General features: G+C 69.1%; 10 protein-coding genes and 1 pseudogene. 4 read left to right on the top strand and 7 right to left on the bottom strand.

Translation table 11 applies throughout. The features are described from left to right. Positions 1-19 precede the first annotated feature (19 nt). From pulA to AB0O76_RS37525, 7 genes and pseudogenes are all read right to left on the bottom strand, one after another. A complete protein-coding gene (pulA, locus tag AB0O76_RS37555; protein WP_365501088.1) occupies positions 20-2,728 on the bottom strand; it encodes a pullulanase-type alpha-1,6-glucosidase in 2,709 nt (902 codons plus the stop codon). 98 nt (positions 2,729-2,826) lie between these two features. Beyond that, a pseudogene (locus tag AB0O76_RS37550) lies at positions 2,827-4,224 on the bottom strand (alpha-amylase family protein); the annotation flags it as partial. 330 nt (positions 4,225-4,554) lie between these two features. Further along, positions 4,555-5,616 carry a LacI family DNA-binding transcriptional regulator gene (locus tag AB0O76_RS37545; protein WP_365501157.1) on the bottom strand — a complete coding sequence of 354 codons (1,062 nt, stop codon included), beginning with the start codon at positions 5,614-5,616 and terminating at the stop codon, positions 4,555-4,557. Next, positions 5,601-7,259, bottom strand: a complete 1,659-nt coding sequence (locus AB0O76_RS37540; RefSeq protein ID WP_365501085.1) for a glycoside hydrolase family 13 protein — start codon at positions 7,257-7,259, stop codon at positions 5,601-5,603. Before AB0O76_RS37540 ends, AB0O76_RS37545 begins: the two co-directional genes overlap by 16 nt. A gap of 76 nt (positions 7,260-7,335) precedes the next feature. Further along, positions 7,336-8,232: a carbohydrate ABC transporter permease gene (locus AB0O76_RS37535; protein ID WP_365501083.1), complete on the bottom strand. Its 897-nt coding sequence runs from the start codon at positions 8,230-8,232 to the stop codon at positions 7,336-7,338. A 5-nt stretch (positions 8,233-8,237) separates the two neighbouring features. Further along, on the bottom strand, positions 8,238-9,248 hold the full coding sequence (locus AB0O76_RS37530) for a sugar ABC transporter permease (protein WP_365501081.1): 1,011 nt from the start codon (positions 9,246-9,248) through the stop codon (positions 8,238-8,240). Then, positions 9,249-10,520, bottom strand: coding sequence for an extracellular solute-binding protein (locus tag AB0O76_RS37525; protein ID WP_365501079.1), 1,272 nt, complete (start codon positions 10,518-10,520; stop codon positions 9,249-9,251). It abuts the gene before it with no gap. Positions 10,521-10,856: 336 nt separating this feature from the next. Between AB0O76_RS37525 and AB0O76_RS37520 the strand changes: the two genes are divergently transcribed. The 4 genes from AB0O76_RS37520 to AB0O76_RS37505 all read left to right on the top strand — a co-directional run bounded on the left by AB0O76_RS37520 (position 10,857) and on the right by AB0O76_RS37505 (position 16,005). Beyond that, positions 10,857-11,891 carry a LacI family DNA-binding transcriptional regulator gene (locus tag AB0O76_RS37520; protein ID WP_365501077.1) on the top strand — a complete coding sequence of 345 codons (1,035 nt, stop codon included), beginning with the start codon at positions 10,857-10,859 and terminating at the stop codon, positions 11,889-11,891. A 190-nt stretch (positions 11,892-12,081) separates the two neighbouring features. Further along, positions 12,082-13,461 carry an alpha-amylase family protein gene (locus AB0O76_RS37515; RefSeq protein ID WP_365501075.1) on the top strand — a complete coding sequence of 460 codons (1,380 nt, stop codon included), beginning with the start codon at positions 12,082-12,084 and terminating at the stop codon, positions 13,459-13,461. Between the two features lie 83 nt (positions 13,462-13,544). Then, positions 13,545-14,489: an aldo/keto reductase gene (locus tag AB0O76_RS37510; RefSeq protein WP_365501073.1), complete on the top strand. Its 945-nt coding sequence runs from the start codon at positions 13,545-13,547 to the stop codon at positions 14,487-14,489. A gap of 124 nt (positions 14,490-14,613) precedes the next feature. Then, positions 14,614-16,005 carry an NADP-dependent succinic semialdehyde dehydrogenase gene (locus AB0O76_RS37505; RefSeq protein ID WP_365501071.1) on the top strand — a complete coding sequence of 464 codons (1,392 nt, stop codon included), beginning with the start codon at positions 14,614-14,616 and terminating at the stop codon, positions 16,003-16,005. The last annotated feature ends 29 nt before the right edge of the window (positions 16,006-16,034 follow it).

Here is a 16,034-nt window from a genome sequence, read left to right as displayed (position 1 = left end):
AGAGACTGTGGCCCTTCGTTCAGCCCCGCTCGAAGACGGCGACCGTCCGTGCGGGGACGTTGAAGGTTCCTGAACTCCGCTCGTACGACGATGACTTGACCACCGGGTCGGCGCCCTTCGCCTGGACCGGGTGCAGGGCGTAGGCGGTGTCCGCGTGCGCCGCGACGCGCTGGGTCTGCGCATCCGGCGTGGCGTTGAAGACGATCACCAGGTCGCCGAGCTCCATGGTGATGACGCCGGGTGTCTCGGCGGAGGTCCCGGAGAGCGGGAAGGAGAGCCGGGACTGAACCTGGTCGGCGGTCGCCAGGGAGAACGCGGGCTCGGTCGCGCGCAGCTTCACCAGGTCCTGGTACGCGGCCGACGCTCCGTCGATCTCCGCGCATCCCGGGGTCAGGGCGCTGGACGTCAACAGAGGCTTTCCGTAAGGCCACTTGTCCTTGTTGTCGGCGGCCGGGGGAAGGCCGCGCCCGAAGCCGTTGCCGTCCTGGCAGTTCCAGTGGATGGCGTTGAACCAGTCCCCGCTGTCGTAGGAGTTCCGGTCGAGGGACTTGGAGCGCAGCAGGTCGCTTCCGGCCTGGGAGAGGGAAGGGCCTTGGGCGAGGGTCGCGGTGGCCATCGCGAGCACCTGCATACGGGAGCGCTCGGCCGGAGTCGTGTCCGCCGGGAGCTTGAAGGCGAGCGCGTCGTACAGCGATTCGTTGTCGTGGGCGTCGGCGTAGGAGAGGGCGTCGCCGGGGGCGGCAGCGTATCCGGCCGGGGCGCCGTTGTAGTCGACCTCCGAGCCCTTCACGCGGCGGCCGGTGGAGTCCGTGAAGGTGTACCCGGCGAGGTTGCCGGTGAGGGCCACCTTGAGGAGGTCCTGGTAGTGCAGGAGTCGGGCCTTCTGTTCGGCCGGAGTTCCGTTGGCCTTCGAGGAGTTGGGGTCGGTGTACAGGCCGCTGGCGAAGCCCTGGACGCCCGGGTCCTCGTCGAAGGGTCCGCCGCCGCGCACCGCGTCGCGGCCACGGTCGGAGAAGGTGGCGATGCCGGTGCCCGCCATGTTCTTCTGGGTGGCCTGCACGAAGCGGGCGTCGTCGGCGATCTCGCCGAAGTTCCAGCCCTCCCCGTAGAGGACGATCTTCTTGCCGTCGACGCCGTCCTTCTCCGAGGTCAGCGCGTCGAGGGCCTTGCGGACGGCGAGGATGTTGGCCTTGGGGTGGTGCCCCATCAGGTCGAAGCGGAAGCCGTCGACCTTGTACTCCTTGGCCCAGGTGACCATCGAGTCGACGACGAGCTTGCCCATCATGGCGTTCTCGGGCGCGGTGTTGGCGCAGCAGGTGGAGGTCGCGACGGTCCCGTCGGCGAGCAACCGCTGGTAGTAGCCGGGCACGATCTTGTCGAGTACGGACTTGTCGGCCTGGCCGCTCGCGACGGTGTGGTTGTAGACGACGTCCATCACGGTGCGCAGGCCGGAGCCGTTCAGGCCCTGGACCATCCGCCGGAACTCGACCGTGCGCCGGGTGCCTTCCGGGTCGCTGGCGTAACTGCCCTCCGGCACGGTGTAGTGCAGCGGGTCGTAGCCCCAGTTGTAGGCGTCCTTGGCCGCGGTCTCGGTGACGCAGGCCTGCTGCTCGTCGGAGTACGGGGCCGGTGCCGTCAAGTCACAGTCGGGGGTGGCTTGTTCGGAGGCGCGCTCCGGGATGGTACCGATGTCGAACGCGGGCAGGAGGTGCACGTACGACGTGCCCGCGCCCGCCAGCTTCCGCAGGTGCTTCATGCCGTCGGACGCGGTGTCCGTGAACGCCAGGTACTTGCCCGGGTGCTTGGCCGTGCGGTCCTCCACGGAGAAGTCGCGGATGTGCAACTCCTGGATCTGCGCGTCCCGCAGCGGCGTCGTCTTCGGCTTCTTCAGCCGGTCCCACCCGGCGGGGGCGAGCTTCGGGTCGTCGAGGTCGACGGCGATGCTGCGCTCCGAGTCGGCGGTGAGCGCGGTGGAGTAGGGATCGGTCACCTTGTTCGTGACGACCTTCTGAACGCTGGGCGCCCACACCTTCACCACGTACCGGTACGACTTGCCCGACCAGCTCTCGGCGCCGGTGGCGGTCCACACCCCGCTCGCGTCGTCGCGCCGCATCGGCACGCTCTTGCCGTCGAGTTCGAGGACCACGGACTGGGCGGTGGGCGCCCACACGGCGAGCGTCGTGCGGCCGTGGCGGAACTGCGGGCCCAGGGTCGCCTTGGTCGCGGCCGCGCTGTAGAGGTCGTCGAGGACGCCCTGCGTCTGTACGCCGGTGGCAGCAACGAGCTTGCCGTCGGCGGCGCTGCGGGTGGCGACGAGCTGGCCGGTGAGCGCGCGGCGTACACGGTCGCGGTCGCGCGGGTCGACGGCGAACGCCGCGTAGCTCTTCAGGTGCGGGTACTTCTTCTTCTGGGCGTCGGTGAGGCCGCCTTCGGCCGGGGTCAGGCGTATGCGCTGCCCCCCGCCGGAAAGCTTGCCGTCCCGCACGGTGAGCCGTCCGTCGCGCGAGTACACCAACTCCTGTGTGGCGGCGTCGCCTTGGACGTCCCAGGCGAGGGTGTTCCGGTCGATCCACTGGGCCTTGGACTTGGCCGGGTCGAGCTCGGCGGCCGCGTCGGCGGCGGCGACCGACGCCGTGGGAACTGCGGCCACCGAGGATGTGAGGGGCGCGACCACGGCGAGCAGGGCGAGAGCCGTGGTGACGACGGTGCGGCGCGGGGAGCCGGTCAAGGGTGCTTCTCCTTAGTGCGGAAGGTGCGGCCGCCCGGCGGCGGGGAGGAGCCGGGCGGCCCGATTCGGGGAGCGCGAGTGCCGTGGGACGGCACTCAGCAGCTCTTGGCCCCGGCGTGCAGGGCGAGGGCGGTGTTCGCCGGCACGGTTGCCGTGAACCGGCCGGAGGCATTCACGGTGACGCTCTTGCCGCTCTGGACGTCGCAGTAGCTGCCCGCGGCGAGGGACGTCTGGAAGGTCTGGCTGACCGATGAACCCTCGTGGTTGATGACCACGTACGCCTTGTCACCGCGGCCGAACGCGATGGCGTTGTTGCCGTTGTCCCACCAGTTCGTCACGCCCGTGCCGCTCGCGGTGTTGCGGAACCCGACCATGCTTCTGATCTCGGGCCAGGCGTGCTGGCACTTCCAGCCGTCGCTGTAACAGGCGTTGACCTGACCGCCGTTGGGTGATCCCGCGTCGTTGCTGGTGAACTCGTAGCCGGAGTGCACGTCCGGGCTGCCGTAGGGCAGAGCCAGCATGAAGACATGGGCGAGGGTGTAGTTCGCGCCGTCCTTGTAGCTGAGGGTCTGGCCGTGGCGCTCGGTGTCGTGGTTGGCGACGAAGACCGCGGAGGAGCCGCTGGGCATATAGCCCCAGCCCTCGCCGAAGTTCTTCAGGTAGGCGAGCTTCTCGTTGTTGAAGACGCGCTTGAGGTCCCAGCCGTAGCGGAACTCCTGGGCGTCGCCGGTGGCGGTGTACTCGCTCGGGGAGACCGCCTCGCCCGCACCGTGGATCGTCTCCTGCTTCCAGTAGACGCCGGGGTTGCTCAGCCGGGACTTGATGTTCTTCAGGTCGTCTACGGGGATGTGCTTGGCCGCGTCGATCCGGAAGCCGTCGACACCCAGGGACAGCAGGTCGTTGAGGTAGGCCGCGATCCTTCCCCGGACGTACTCCTCGCCGGTGTCGAGGTCGGCGAGCCCGCCCAGTTCGCAGTTCTGGACGTTCCAGCGGTCCTGGTAATTGCTGATGTCCGCCTGGCAGTTGTCCATGTCGAAGACCGAGTACGTGCCCGGGTAGTCGTACTTGGTGAAGGCGGAACCCGCCGAGCCGGTGCCGGAGGCGTTCGTCATGTGGTTGATCACCGCGTCTGCGACGACCTTGACCCCGGCGGAGTGGCAGGTGTCGACCATGTTCTTGAACGCGGCCCGGTCGCCGAGCCGGGTACCGATCCGGTAGCTGACGGGCTGGTACGCGGCCCACCAGGCGTCGCCCTGGATGCGCTCCTGGGGCGGCGAGACCTGCACATAGCCGTAGCCGTCGGGGCCCAGGCGATCCGTGCACTCCTTGGCCACCGAGGCGAACTTCCACTCGAAGAGGACCGCGGTGACGTCCTTGCCGCCGGGCGGGGCGGCCTGTGCCGACGATGCCCCGCAGACGATACCGAAGGCGGCCCCCGCCATCAGGGCGAGCACGCCTGCCATCGGTCTGCGGGATCTGGTCTTCCGGACAGCCATGAAGGGCCTCCTGCAGCAGTGAGGGATGACCTTGTCCGGCAACGCGCCGTGCCCGTAAGGCCGTTGAAGGATGTTGCAGAAATATTTCAACGCCGTTTTCGGTCGAGACCGTACGACTCCCATGGACCCCGGTCAACCCTCTGGACACACTCTGGCCTCAGGGCCCGGCGTCTCTGGGGTTCCATGGGTTTTCATGCGCCGCAAAACCTTACGCAAGTGATTGCGACGGTGTTACGTTCAACCACATCCCGGTCCGAGCAGTCGGGGGACCCGGACAACGGGCCCCACGCGCCCGGCTGTTCGGACCGGGGCTCTGTTTCGCCGTTCCGCTCAGCGGCGTGGCTGCGCCGTGGAGCCGCGCACCACAAGCTCGGGCTGGAAGACGAACTCCGTGTGCTGCACCGGGTTTCCCTGGATCTCCTCGAGCAGCGCGCCCACCGCGGCGGTCGCCATCGCCTGCACGGGCTGGCGCACCGTGGTGAGCGGCGGGTCGGTGAACGCGATCAGCGGCGAGTCGTCGAAGCCGACCACGGAGATGTCACCGGGCACCGAGAGGCCCCGCTGGCGCGCCGCGCGGACGGCGCCGAGCGCCATCATGTCGCTGCCGCAGACCATCGCCGTACAGCCCTGGTCGAGCAGTGCGCTGGCCGCGGCGTGCCCGCCCTCGACCGTGAACAGCGTGCGCTGCACGAGCTGCTCGGCCTCCCCCTCTGCCAGGCCGAGAAGGTCGTGCAGCGCCGCAGTGAACCCCTCGGTCTTCCGCAGCGAGGGGACGTACCGGGTCGGGCCGATCGCCAGGCCGATCCTCTCGTGCCCCAGATCGACGAGGTGGCGCACGGCCATCCGCGCGGCCGCCCGGTCGTCCGGCGAGACGAAGGACACCGGGATGTGTTCGTTGAAGCCGTTGATGAGGACGAACGGCACGCCACGGCCTGCCAGTTCGAGGTACCTGGCGGGGTCGGCCGTGGTGTCCGCGTGCAGTCCGGAGAGGAAGACGATGCCACTGACCCGGCGCTCCTCCAACTGCTCGACCAGTTCGTCCTCGGTTGCGCCGTCCGGCATCTGGGTGCACAGCATCGGGGTGTAGCCGTGCCCGGACAGAACCTGCTCGATGACCTGGGCGAAGGCGGGGAAGATCGGGTTGCTCAGCTCGGGCACGACAAGCCCGACCAGGCCCGCGCTGTGCCGCTTCAGCCGCACCGGACGCTCGTAGCCCAAAACGTCGAGGGCCGCGAGGACCCGGCGCCGGGTGCCGGTCGCCACGCCCGGCTTGCCGTTGAGCACCCGGCTCGCGGTGGCCTCGCTGACCCCGGCCTGGGCCGCGATGTCCGCGAGCCGTGGGGCGGCGCGCACGGCGCCCCACGGCGGGGAGAACGTCACACCGCCCACCAGACGGTGGTGTCGGCGGGCAGCTGCACCTTGCCGGCTGCGGTCTCTGCGGGCTCCACCTCGGCGTTCGCGAGCAGGATCCGGCCGGGAGCCGGGATCCGCACCGCCGCGCCGGTGGTGTTCGCGGTGCACACGAAGCCCTCGCGGCGGAAGGCGAGCACGCCGTCGGGCGCGTCGAGCCACTCCAGCGAGTCGCCCGCGCCGAGCCCCGGCTCCGTACGACGCACGGCGAGCGCGCGGCGGTACAGCTCAAGCGTCGATGCCGGGTCACCGGTCTGCGCCTCGACGCTCAGCTCGCCCCACCCCTCGGGCTGCGGCAGCCAACTGCCGCCCGCGCCGAAGCCGTAACTGGAGCCGTCGACGGTCCACGGGATGGGCACCCGGCACCCGTCACGGAACCCGTCCTGGCCGCTCGCCCGCACGAACGACGGGTCCTGGCGCACCTCGTCCGGCAGGTCGGTGACGTCCGGAAGACCCAGCTCCTCGCCCTGATAGACGTACGCCGAACCTGGCAGCGCGAGCATCAGGAGCGTCGCCGCGCGGGCCCGCCGCAGGCCGCGCTCGCGGTCGCCGGGCTCGCGCAACTGGGTGCCGAGCCCCGGCGGGTTGGCGAACCGTGTGGCGTGGCGTGTGACGTCGTGGTTGGAGAGCACCCAGGTGGCCGGGGCGCCGACGGGCCGCATGGCGGCCAGCGAGACGTCGATGACCTCGCGCAGCTCCGCGGCGTCCCAATGGGTGCCCAGGTACTGGAAGTTGAAGGCCTGGTGCATCTCGTCCGGGCGCACGTACGCCGCGGCGCGCTCGACTGTCGGGGTCCACGCCTCGGCGACGAGGATGCGTTCGCCCGCGTACTCGGACAGGACCTTGCGCCAGCTGCGGTAGATCGCGTGGACGCCGTCCTGGTCGAAGAACGGCATGGCGTCGTTGCCGAGCAGCTTCAGCTGGTCGCGCGTGCCGATGTCGGGCAGGCCATCGGCCTTGACCAGGCCGTGGGCGACGTCCACGCGGAAGCCGTCGACGCCCATGTCGAGCCAGAAGCGCAGGATCGAGCGGAACTCGTCGTGGACCGCCGGGTGTTCCCAGTTGAAGTCGGGCTGCTCGGGGGCGAAGAGGTGGAGGTACCACTCCCCGTCCGGGGTGCGGGTCCAGGCGGGGCCGCCGAAGATGGACTCCCAGTCGTTGGGCGGGAGTTCACCGTCCGCGCCCTTGCCCGGACGGAAGTGGTAGCGCTCGCGCAGGGGCGATCCGGGGCCCTCGCGCAGTGCGCGCTGGAACCAGTCGTGCTGGTCGGACGAGTGGTTGGGCACCAGGTCGACGATGATGCGCAGACCCAGGTCGTGGGCGTCGCGCACCAGGGCGTCCGCGTCGAGGAGACTGCCGAACATCGGGTCGATCGCACGGTAGTCGGCGACGTCGTAACCGGCGTCGGCCTGCGGCGAGGAGTAGAAGGGGCTGAGCCAGACGGCGTCGACGCCGAGGTCCCTGAGGTGCGGAAGGCGGGTGCGGATGCCTTCCAGGTCACCCATTCCGTCACCGTTGCCGTCGGCGAAGCTGCGCGGATAGACCTGGTAGATCACCGCGCCGCGCCACCAGTCCGTGTGCGTGCCGGAGGCGGGGGCTGCAGGGGCAGCGAGATGCTGGGTCATGTCTTCCCTGAGATCGAGAGTTCGAGAGACCGAGGGGGTGCGAGGGCGTGCGTGCGCGGGCTGTGCGGCGCCGGGGTCAGGACTTCGTCGCGCCGGCCGTGAGGCCGGAGACCAGGTGGCGCTGGACGAAGCCGAAGATCACCGCGGCGGGCAGCGCGACGATGACGGCCGATGCCGTCAACGAGCCCCAGTCGCTGGTGTATTGGTTCACGAAGGTCTGCAGGCCGCCCGCGAGCGTGAGGTTCTCCTCGCCGGTCATGAAGGCGGAGGCATACGCGACCTCGGCCCAGCCGGTGATGAAGCTGTAGAAGCCGGTGACGGCCAGACCGGGCTTGGCCAGCGGGACGATGAGCCGCCAGAAGGTGCCGAACGGGTTGAGCCCGTCCACCCGCCCCGCCTCGTCGATCTCCACCGGGATGGTGTCGAAGTACCCCTTCATCATCCAGGCGCAGAACGGCACGGCGATCGTCAGATACGTGACGACCAGGCCGATGGGCTGGTTGAGCAGGCCGAGGTTGGCCAGGAGGTTGTAGAGCGGCACGATGAGCACCGCGACGGGGAACATCTGGGTGATCAGGAGCATCCACATCAGCGGGCGCATGCCGGGGAACTTGAAGCGGCTGACCGCGTATCCGGTGGTCGCGGAGATGAAGACGCCGATCACCGTGGTCAGTCCGACGACGAGCAGCGAGTTGGCCACCCAGCTCAGGAACTCGGTGTCGTTGATGACGTGGCTGTAGTTGCCGAGCGTGAAGTCCTTCACGACGTCGGTGGAGAAGGCCTCGCTCTTCGGCTTGAACGAGGTGATCAGCAGCCACAGCGGCGGCAGGATCGCGACGGCGGAGGCGATCAGCAGGGTCAGGTGCAGGCCGACGGAGGCCAGCGGCCCGCGCTCGCCGCGCGGCCTGACCTTCTTTTTCGTAGGCGTGGTCGCACTCGTAGTCGTGGTCGAAGTCGTGCTCTTGGTGGTCATGGAGGTCACCACACCTCTCCCTGCTTGCGGAGCGCACGGCGGTAGACCACCGCGAAGAGTGAAAGGAGCAGCAGGATGATCACGCCCCAGGCGGCGGATCCGGCGAAGTCGCGCGGGCTCACGACGAACGAGAGCCGATAGGCGTACGTCACCAGGATCTCCGTGGCGTCTCCCGGACCGCCCCGGGTGAGCAGGAAGATCACCGGGAACATGTTGAAGGTCCAGATGCCGCTGATCAGGATGACCGTGCTGCTCACGGACCGCAGGCCCGGCAGGGTGATGTTGCGGAAACGCTGCCAGGCGTTCGCGCCGTCCATCTCCGCGGCCTCGTACAGCTCGCCGGGTATGGACTGCAGCCCGCCGAGCATGGCGACCAGCATGAACGGGACGCCGAGCCAGACGTTGACGGTGATCACCGAGAGCTTGGCCCAGGTGGGGTCGTTGAGCCACGGGATCGCGTCGATGCCGCCGCCGGCGAGGATCTTGTTGAGGATGCCGTTCTTCTCATTGAAGATCAGTCGCCAGGTGAAGACGGAGACGAAGGCGGGCACGGCCCACGGCAGGATCAGCGCCATCCGGTAGAAGGAGCGCCCCGCGAGCTTGCGGTTGAGCATGTTCGCCAGGATGAGGCCGATCCCGAAGGACAGCGCGACACAGGAGACCGTCCAGATGACGGTCCAGGTCAGGCGGTCCCAGAAGACGCCGTCCTGGAGGACCGCGGTGTAGTTGTCCAGGCTGACCGACTTGTACGTCGCCGGGATGTGGTTGACACCGATGGTGCGCTCGACGTTCGCCTCGTTGGCGTCGGTCGTCGACAGATAGAGGCCGCGCACCAGCGGATAGCCGACGATCACGCCGATCACGGCCACCACGGGGGCGACCATGGCCCACGCGTACCAGTGGGTGGACAGCGCCCTGCGCAGAGGTCCGGGGGTCTTGCCGGTCCGCGGGCCGCGGCCGCGGACGCCCTGGGCGTCCGCGGCCTTGGCCAGTGACTGGCTGCTGTCAACAGCCATTTACTTGTAGTCCTTCAGAAGCTTGCGGTAGGCGTCGCCGACACCCTTCGCCCCGCCCTCGGGCGAGGTCTTGCCGCTGAGCACCTTCTCCATCTGGAGCCGGATCGGCTCGAAGAGGGCGTTCGCCTCGGGGATCCACGGCCGCTCCACGGACTTGTCCACGGCCGGCTTGAAGAACTGCACCATCTGGTTGTCCTTGACGGACTTCACGTCGTAGACGGAGGTGCGGGTCGGCAGCAGGCTCAGCTTCTCGGTGGTCTGCTGCTGCACCTTGGCGGAGCTCATGTACTTGATGAACTCGTAGCTCGCGTCGAGGTTCTTGGAGCCCGCGTAGGCCGCGAGGTTCCAGCCGCCCTGCGGGGCCGCCTGCCGGTCGCTGCCGCCGGGGACCGGGGCGACACCGAGGTTGTCCTTGTCGCCCTTGAACTCCTTGCCCTGCAGGGCGCCCTCGATGGACCAGGGGCCGTCGAGCGCCATCGCGACGTCGCCGTCCTTGAAGGCGTTCAGCTGGTTGTTGTAGCCGTCGCTGGCGTCGGTGGTCGCCGCCTTGGAGTCGACCAGGTCCTTCATGACCTTGAACGCGGCCGCGCCCTGGGGGTCGTCGACGGTGATCTTCTTGTTCTTGGTGTCGAGGAGATCGCCGCCCTCTCCGTAGAGGTACGGGAGGTAGTAGTACGGGTCGTCGCCGCGCAGGTAGAGGCCGGTCTTGCCGGACTTCGACTTGATCTTCTTCGCGGCGCTCTTCACCTCGTCGAAGGTCTTGGGCGCCTCGACACCGGCGTCCTTGAGCATCTTCTTGTTGTAGAAGAGCGCCAGGGTGTCGATGGTCTGCGGGGCCGCGTACGTCTTGCCCTTGAACTTGGTGCTCGCCGCGGCCTGCGGGAGGTAGTCGCCCGCGTCGTCGAGCGCGGGGGTGCCCTCCAGCGGGGCGAGGTAGCCGAGGTTGGCGAAGTCCGCGACCCAGGCGACCTCGGTGCGCATCACGTCCGGGGCTCCGGAGTTGCCGCCCGCGGCGTTCTTGAACTTGGCGTTGGCCTCGCCGAACGCGACGCTCACATAGTTGACCTTGACGTCGGGGTGGAGCTTCTCGAAGCCCTTGGCGAGCTTCTCGTAGGTCCCCTTCTCCGCGTCGTTCGAGGTGTCCCAGAAAGTGACGGTGCCGGACAGCTTGCCCGAACCCTTCTTGCCACTGTCACCGTCGTCGCCACCGCACGCTGCCGCTGTCAAGGTCAGGGCCGCGACCAGCGCGGTGGCTCCTATGCCACGCCGCATGTGAACTCCTTCAACTGAACCCGAAGACAAGGGGAGACGGGACCCCGACGAGAGGTGTCTCCTACGAGCCGCACTGGACGCGGCGCCGGGTTGCCACGGAACGTAACAGGATTGAAAACCCGCCGAAAGACCTTGCGGGAAATTTCTGCAAGAGCTGTTGATCGTTACCGCCGCGTGTCCTGAAGGTTGCCGTCACGCCGCTTGACAGGCCACTTCTGGCGCCCCCGACTCGACCGTTCCGCCGCCGCAACCCTGCAAGTACCTTGCAGAGACGGACTTTCTGCAAGATTCGGCAGCCTGTGGGCAATCCGGCAGCCGCCCGGTACAGTCCCGTCCATGACCGCACGGCTCGTCGACATCGCAGCGCAGGCGGGGGTCAGCGAAGCCACGGTGAGCCGGGTACTCAACGGCAAGCCCGGAGTCGCGGCTGCCACCCGTGAATCCGTCCTGGCCGCGCTCGACATGCTCGGCTTCGAGCGCCCCTCGCGGCTGCGCCACCGCAGCAGCGCAGGACTGATCGGTCTGATCACGCCCGAGCTCGACAACCCCATCTTCCCCGCGCTCGCCCAGGTCATCGCCCAGGCCCTGACCCGCCAGGGCTACACGCCCGTGCTCGCCACCCAGACCCCGGGCGGCTCCACCGAGGACGAGCTCACCGACATGCTGGTGGACCGCGGCGTCTCCGGGATCATCTTCGTCTCCGGGCTGCACGCCGACACCACGGCCGACATGGAGCGTTACGAAGTCCTGCGCGGCAAGGGCGTCCCGTACGTCCTGGTCAACGGCTTCTCGCCGAAGGTGCAGGCCCCCTTCATCTCCACGGACGACCGGGCCGCGGCGCGCCTTGCCGTCACCCACCTCGCTTCCCTCGGCCACACCCGCATCGGGCTCGCCGTCGGGCCCAAGCGCTTCGTGCCCGTACTGCGCAAGATCGAGGGCTTCCAGATCGGCATGCGCGAGCGCCTCGGGATGTCGCCCGCGGAGTCGGAGGAGCTGATCGAGCACTCCCTCTACACGCTGGAGGGCGGCCAGGCCGCGGCGGGCACCTTGATCGGCCGCGGCTGTACGGCGATCGTGTGCGCCAGCGACATGATGGCGCTCGGCGCCGTCCGGGCCGCCAGGGAACGGGACTTGGCGGTGCCGCGCGACATCTCCGTGGTCGGCTACGACGACTCACCGCTCATAGCGTTCACCGATCCCCCGCTGACCACCATCCGCCAGCCCGTCCAGGCAATGGGCCAGGCGTCGGTCCGCACGCTCCTGGAGGAGATCGGCGGAACGCCCGCCCCGCACAGCGAGTTCGTCTTCATGCCGGAGCTGGTGGTGCGCGACTCGACGGCCTCGGGACGCCAGGACCAGCGGCCCGCCTGAGGTGTTGAGGTTTCAGGCCGGTGCACGCCGCCCTGTGCAAGCTGTGCAAGCTCATGACGGTTCTTGCAGAAAATCTTGACGAGTTCCTGCGCAAAAGGCAGGCTCGGCCGCGGAAATCCCCCCACGACAGCCTGGCGCGTGGCTGTCTTCGTGGGCACACCCGTGCCCGATCCTCGAAGGAGCCGCATCCATGCACCACCGATTCCGCCTGCTGGGCGGGGTGTCGGCCGGAATACTCGCCGCGGCCGGCCTCGCCACGTTCGCGCCCTGGCAGTCACAGGCGACACCCCCCGGCAAGAAGACCGTCACGGCCACGATGTTCGAGCGCCCGTTCAAGGACGTGGGCACGGCCTGCACCGATCAGCTCGGCCCTGCCGGTTACGGCTATGTCGAGGTGTCACCCGCCACCGAGCACATCCAGGGCGGCCAGTGGTGGACCTCGTACCAGCCCGTCAGCTACAAGATCGCGGGTCGGCTCGGTGACCGCGACGCGTTCGCCGGCATGGTCGAGGCCTGCCACAAGGCGGGTGTGAAGGTCATCGCGGACGCCGTCATCAACCACATGGCGGCCGGCTCCGGGACGGGCACCGGCGGCACCGCGTACACGAAGTACGGCTACCCCGGATACTTCCAGGACGCGGACTTCCACACCTGCCGCTCGAACATCAACGACTACACCAACCGCGACAACGTCCAGAACTGCGAACTGGTGGGCCTCGCCGACCTCGACACCGGCAGCGACGCGGTCCGCACCACGATCGCCGACTACCTCGGCGATCTGCGGTCGTTGGGCGTGGACGGCTTCCGCATCGACGCCGCCAAGCACATGGCGGCCGACGACATCGCCGCCATCAAGGGCAAGATGAGCGACCCCGGTTACTGGGTGTCGGAGGTCATCCATGGCGGGGGCGAGGCGGTCCAGCCCGACGAGTACACAGGCATCGGTGACGTCGACGAGTTCCGCTACGGCGGGCATCTCAAGAGCGCCTTCCAGGGCGGCTCCATCGCGCAGCTGAAGTCCGTCGCGGACGGCAAGCTGGGCAGCGGCTCTGCCCGTACGTTCGTCGACAACTGGGACACCGAACGCAACGGCTCGACGCTCACCTACAAGGACGGCGCGAGCTACACGCTGGCCAACGTGTTCATGCTCGCCTCCCCCTACGGCTCGCCCAACGTGTACTCCGGCTACGAGTGGTCCGACAAGGACGCGGGCCCGCCGAGCGGCGCCGACGGCTGGACGAACAAGCACGCCGACAAGGCGATCACCGGCCTCGTCGGGTTCCGCAACGAGGTGGGCTCGGCCGAGCTGACCGACTGGTGGGACAACGGCGGCAGCGCGCTGGCCTTCGGCCGCGGCGCCAAGGGATTCGTCGCCATCAACAACGGCGACGGCGAGCTCGCCCAGACCTTCGCGACGTCCCTGCCCGGCGGCACGTACTGCAATGTCGCCAAGGCCTCGCCGGACAGCTGCGACGGCCACACGGTCACCGTCGGCGACGACGGCAAGATCGAGACGAAGCTGCCCGCGCGCAGCGCCCTGGCCCTGCACACCGGGGCCAAGTCCGGCTGACGCCGTGCGTCGCGCGGGTGCCGCGGTTCCCAGGACGGCGGCACCCGCGCGACGATGACCGGATTCACCATCTAGGGAGTGGCATGACAGCGCAGTCCGACGTACGCACCAACCGTCTGCTGTACGGATGCATGGGACTCGGCGGCACCTGGGACACCACGCCGTACACCGCCGCCGACATCGCGCACGCCGAGGCATCGGTGGAGGCCGCGCTCGCCGTCGGCATCACGGCGTTCGACCACGCCGACATCTACCGGCACGGCAAGTCCGAAGCGGTCTTCGGCGAGGTCCTCGCCAGGGCGCCCGAGCTGCGCGGGCGCATCCTGCTGCAGACCAAGTGCGGCATCCGGCTCTCCGACGGCGACCGCCCCGGCCTGTACGACCTGCGGGAAGCGAGCATCGTCCGGCGCGTCGAGGAGAGCCTCACCCGGCTGCGCACCGATGTCATCGACGTACTCCTTCTGCACCGGCCCGACCCGCTGACGGGACCGGAAGAGATCGCGAAGGCGCTCGCCTCGCTGCACGGGCAGGGCCTGGTGCGCCACTTCGGCGTGTCCAACATGAGCGCGGCGCAGATCGCCCATCTGCAGGCGCATCTCGACGTTCCGCTGGTCGCCAATCAGCTGGAGATGAGCCTGGGCAGCCGCGACTGGGTCGAGTCGGGCGTCCTCCTCAATACGCCGGCCGCGACCGGCAACGGCTTCCCGCACGGGACGATCGAGTACTGCACCGCCAACGATCTCCAGCTGCAGGCCTGGGGATCCCTCGCCCAGGGCCGCTACAGCGGAGGCCAGGACTCACCGGCCGGGCGGCTCGTCACCGGCTTGGCCGAGCGCAAGCAGACGACGCCGGAGACGATCCTCCTGTGGTGGCTCCAGCGTCATCCGGCCCGTATCGCGCCCGTCATCGGCACCAGCAGGCCCGAGCGCATCCTCGCCTGCCGGGATGCAGCACACCGCGAGCCCGACCTCACCCACGAGGAGTGGTACGACCTGTGGGTCGCCGCCCGCGGTGAACCGTTGCCCTAGGTGACCCCTTGCCCTAAACGACCACGGCTCGTGCACGTGCCCCCTCGGCTCCGTCCCCCTACGCTGGAAATCCCGGGGGACGCATCGTCCGGACGCCGCATCAGGCGCCCCGAGGAGGAACGGCATGCCCATCGCCACGGTCAATCCCGCCACCGGCGAGACGCTCGAGACCTTCCAGCCGCTCGCGCCCGCGGAGATCGAGCGCCGCCTGGCGGCGGCCGCCGCCGCGTACGCCCACCATCGCCTCACCGACTTCGCCGAGCGCGCCCGGCTCCTGAACCGGGCCGCGGACCTCCTTGAGGAGGACGTCCCCTTCGTCGCCCGCACGATGACGACGGAGATGGGCAAGCCCGTCAAGGCCGCGAGGGCCGAGGCCGCCAAGTGCGTCAAGGCCATGCGCTGGTACGCCCAGCACGCCGAGGAGCTGCTCGCCGACGAGCACCCCGCGCCGGCCGACGTGGAGGATTCCGGCGCGGCCCGGGCGGTCGTCCGCTACCGGCCGATCGGCCCCGTGCTCGCCGTGATGCCGTGGAACTTCCCGCTCTGGCAGGTCGTCCGCTTCGCCGCCCCCGCCCTGATGGCCGGCAACGTCGGCCTGCTCAAGCACGCGTCGAACGTGCCCCAGACGGCCCTGTACCTGGAGGATCTCTTCCTGCGTGCCGGATTCCCCCACGGCTGTTTCCAGACGCTGCTCGTCGGCTCGGGTGCCGTGGAGGGCATCCTGCGTGACAAGCGGGTGGCCGCGGCGACCCTGACCGGCAGCGAACCTGCGGGCCAGTCGGTGGCGTCCGTCTCGGGCGACGAGATCAAGAAGACCGTCCTGGAGCTGGGCGGCAGCGATCCCTACCTCGTGCTGCCGAGCGCCGACATCGACCGCGCCGCCAACGTCGCGGTGACGGCCCGCGTGCAGAACAACGGCCAGTCCTGCATCGCCGCGAAGCGCTTCATCGTGCACGCCGACGTCTATGACGCGTTCCGCGACCGATTCGTCGCCGGGATGCGGGAGTTGACGGTCGGCGACCCGATGAGCGAGGACACCGACGTCGGCCCGCTCTCCTCCGAGCAGGGCCGTGCCGATCTGGAGGAGCTCGTCGACGACGCGCTGAGCCACGGCGCCACCGCACTGTGCGGCGGGCAGCGCCCCAAGGAACAGGAGCGGGGCTGGTACTACTCCCCCACCGTCCTCGCCGATGTCACCCCGCAGATGCGCATCCACCTCGAGGAGGCGTTCGGCCCGGTGGCCACGCTCTACCGCGTGGCGAACCTGGACGAGGCCGTGACGCTCGCCAACGCGACGCCGTTCGGGCTCAGTTCCAACGTGTGGACCCGTGACGACGACGAGATGGCGCGCTGCGCACGGGACATCCAGGCGGGCGGCGTCTTCTTCAACGGCATGACCGCATCCCACCCCGGCCTGCCCTTCGGCGGCGTGAAGCGCTCGGGCTACGGGCGTGAGCTGTCGGGGCACGGCATCCGCGAGTTCTGCAACATGACGACGGTCTGGTACGGGCCGTAGGCGACCCCAAGGCTCAACTCCCGCCTTCA

This window comes from Streptomyces sp. NPDC086554, assembly GCF_040686095.1.
In the GTDB taxonomy this organism is placed as follows: domain Bacteria; phylum Actinomycetota; class Actinomycetes; order Streptomycetales; family Streptomycetaceae; genus Streptomyces.
The sequence above is the reverse complement of the archived record's forward strand: the minus strand, read 5'-3'. Positions and strand labels throughout refer to the sequence as shown.

Coding starts and splice junctions, on each gene's coding strand:
- AB0O76_RS37540 (WP_365501085.1), bottom strand. CDS start 7,259: ATGACCCAGCATCTCGCTGCCCCTGCAGCCCCCGCCTCCGGCACGCAC.
- AB0O76_RS37535 (WP_365501083.1), bottom strand. CDS start 8,232: ATGACCACCAAGAGCACGACTTCGACCACGACTACGAGTGCGACCACG.
- AB0O76_RS37530 (WP_365501081.1), bottom strand. CDS start 9,248: ATGGCTGTTGACAGCAGCCAGTCACTGGCCAAGGCCGCGGACGCCCAG.
- AB0O76_RS37525 (WP_365501079.1), bottom strand. CDS start 10,520: ATGCGGCGTGGCATAGGAGCCACCGCGCTGGTCGCGGCCCTGACCTTG.
- AB0O76_RS37520 (WP_365501077.1), top strand. CDS start 10,857: ATGACCGCACGGCTCGTCGACATCGCAGCGCAGGCGGGGGTCAGCGAA.
- AB0O76_RS37515 (WP_365501075.1), top strand. CDS start 12,082: ATGCACCACCGATTCCGCCTGCTGGGCGGGGTGTCGGCCGGAATACTC.
- AB0O76_RS37510 (WP_365501073.1), top strand. CDS start 13,545: ATGACAGCGCAGTCCGACGTACGCACCAACCGTCTGCTGTACGGATGC.
- AB0O76_RS37505 (WP_365501071.1), top strand. CDS start 14,614: ATGCCCATCGCCACGGTCAATCCCGCCACCGGCGAGACGCTCGAGACC.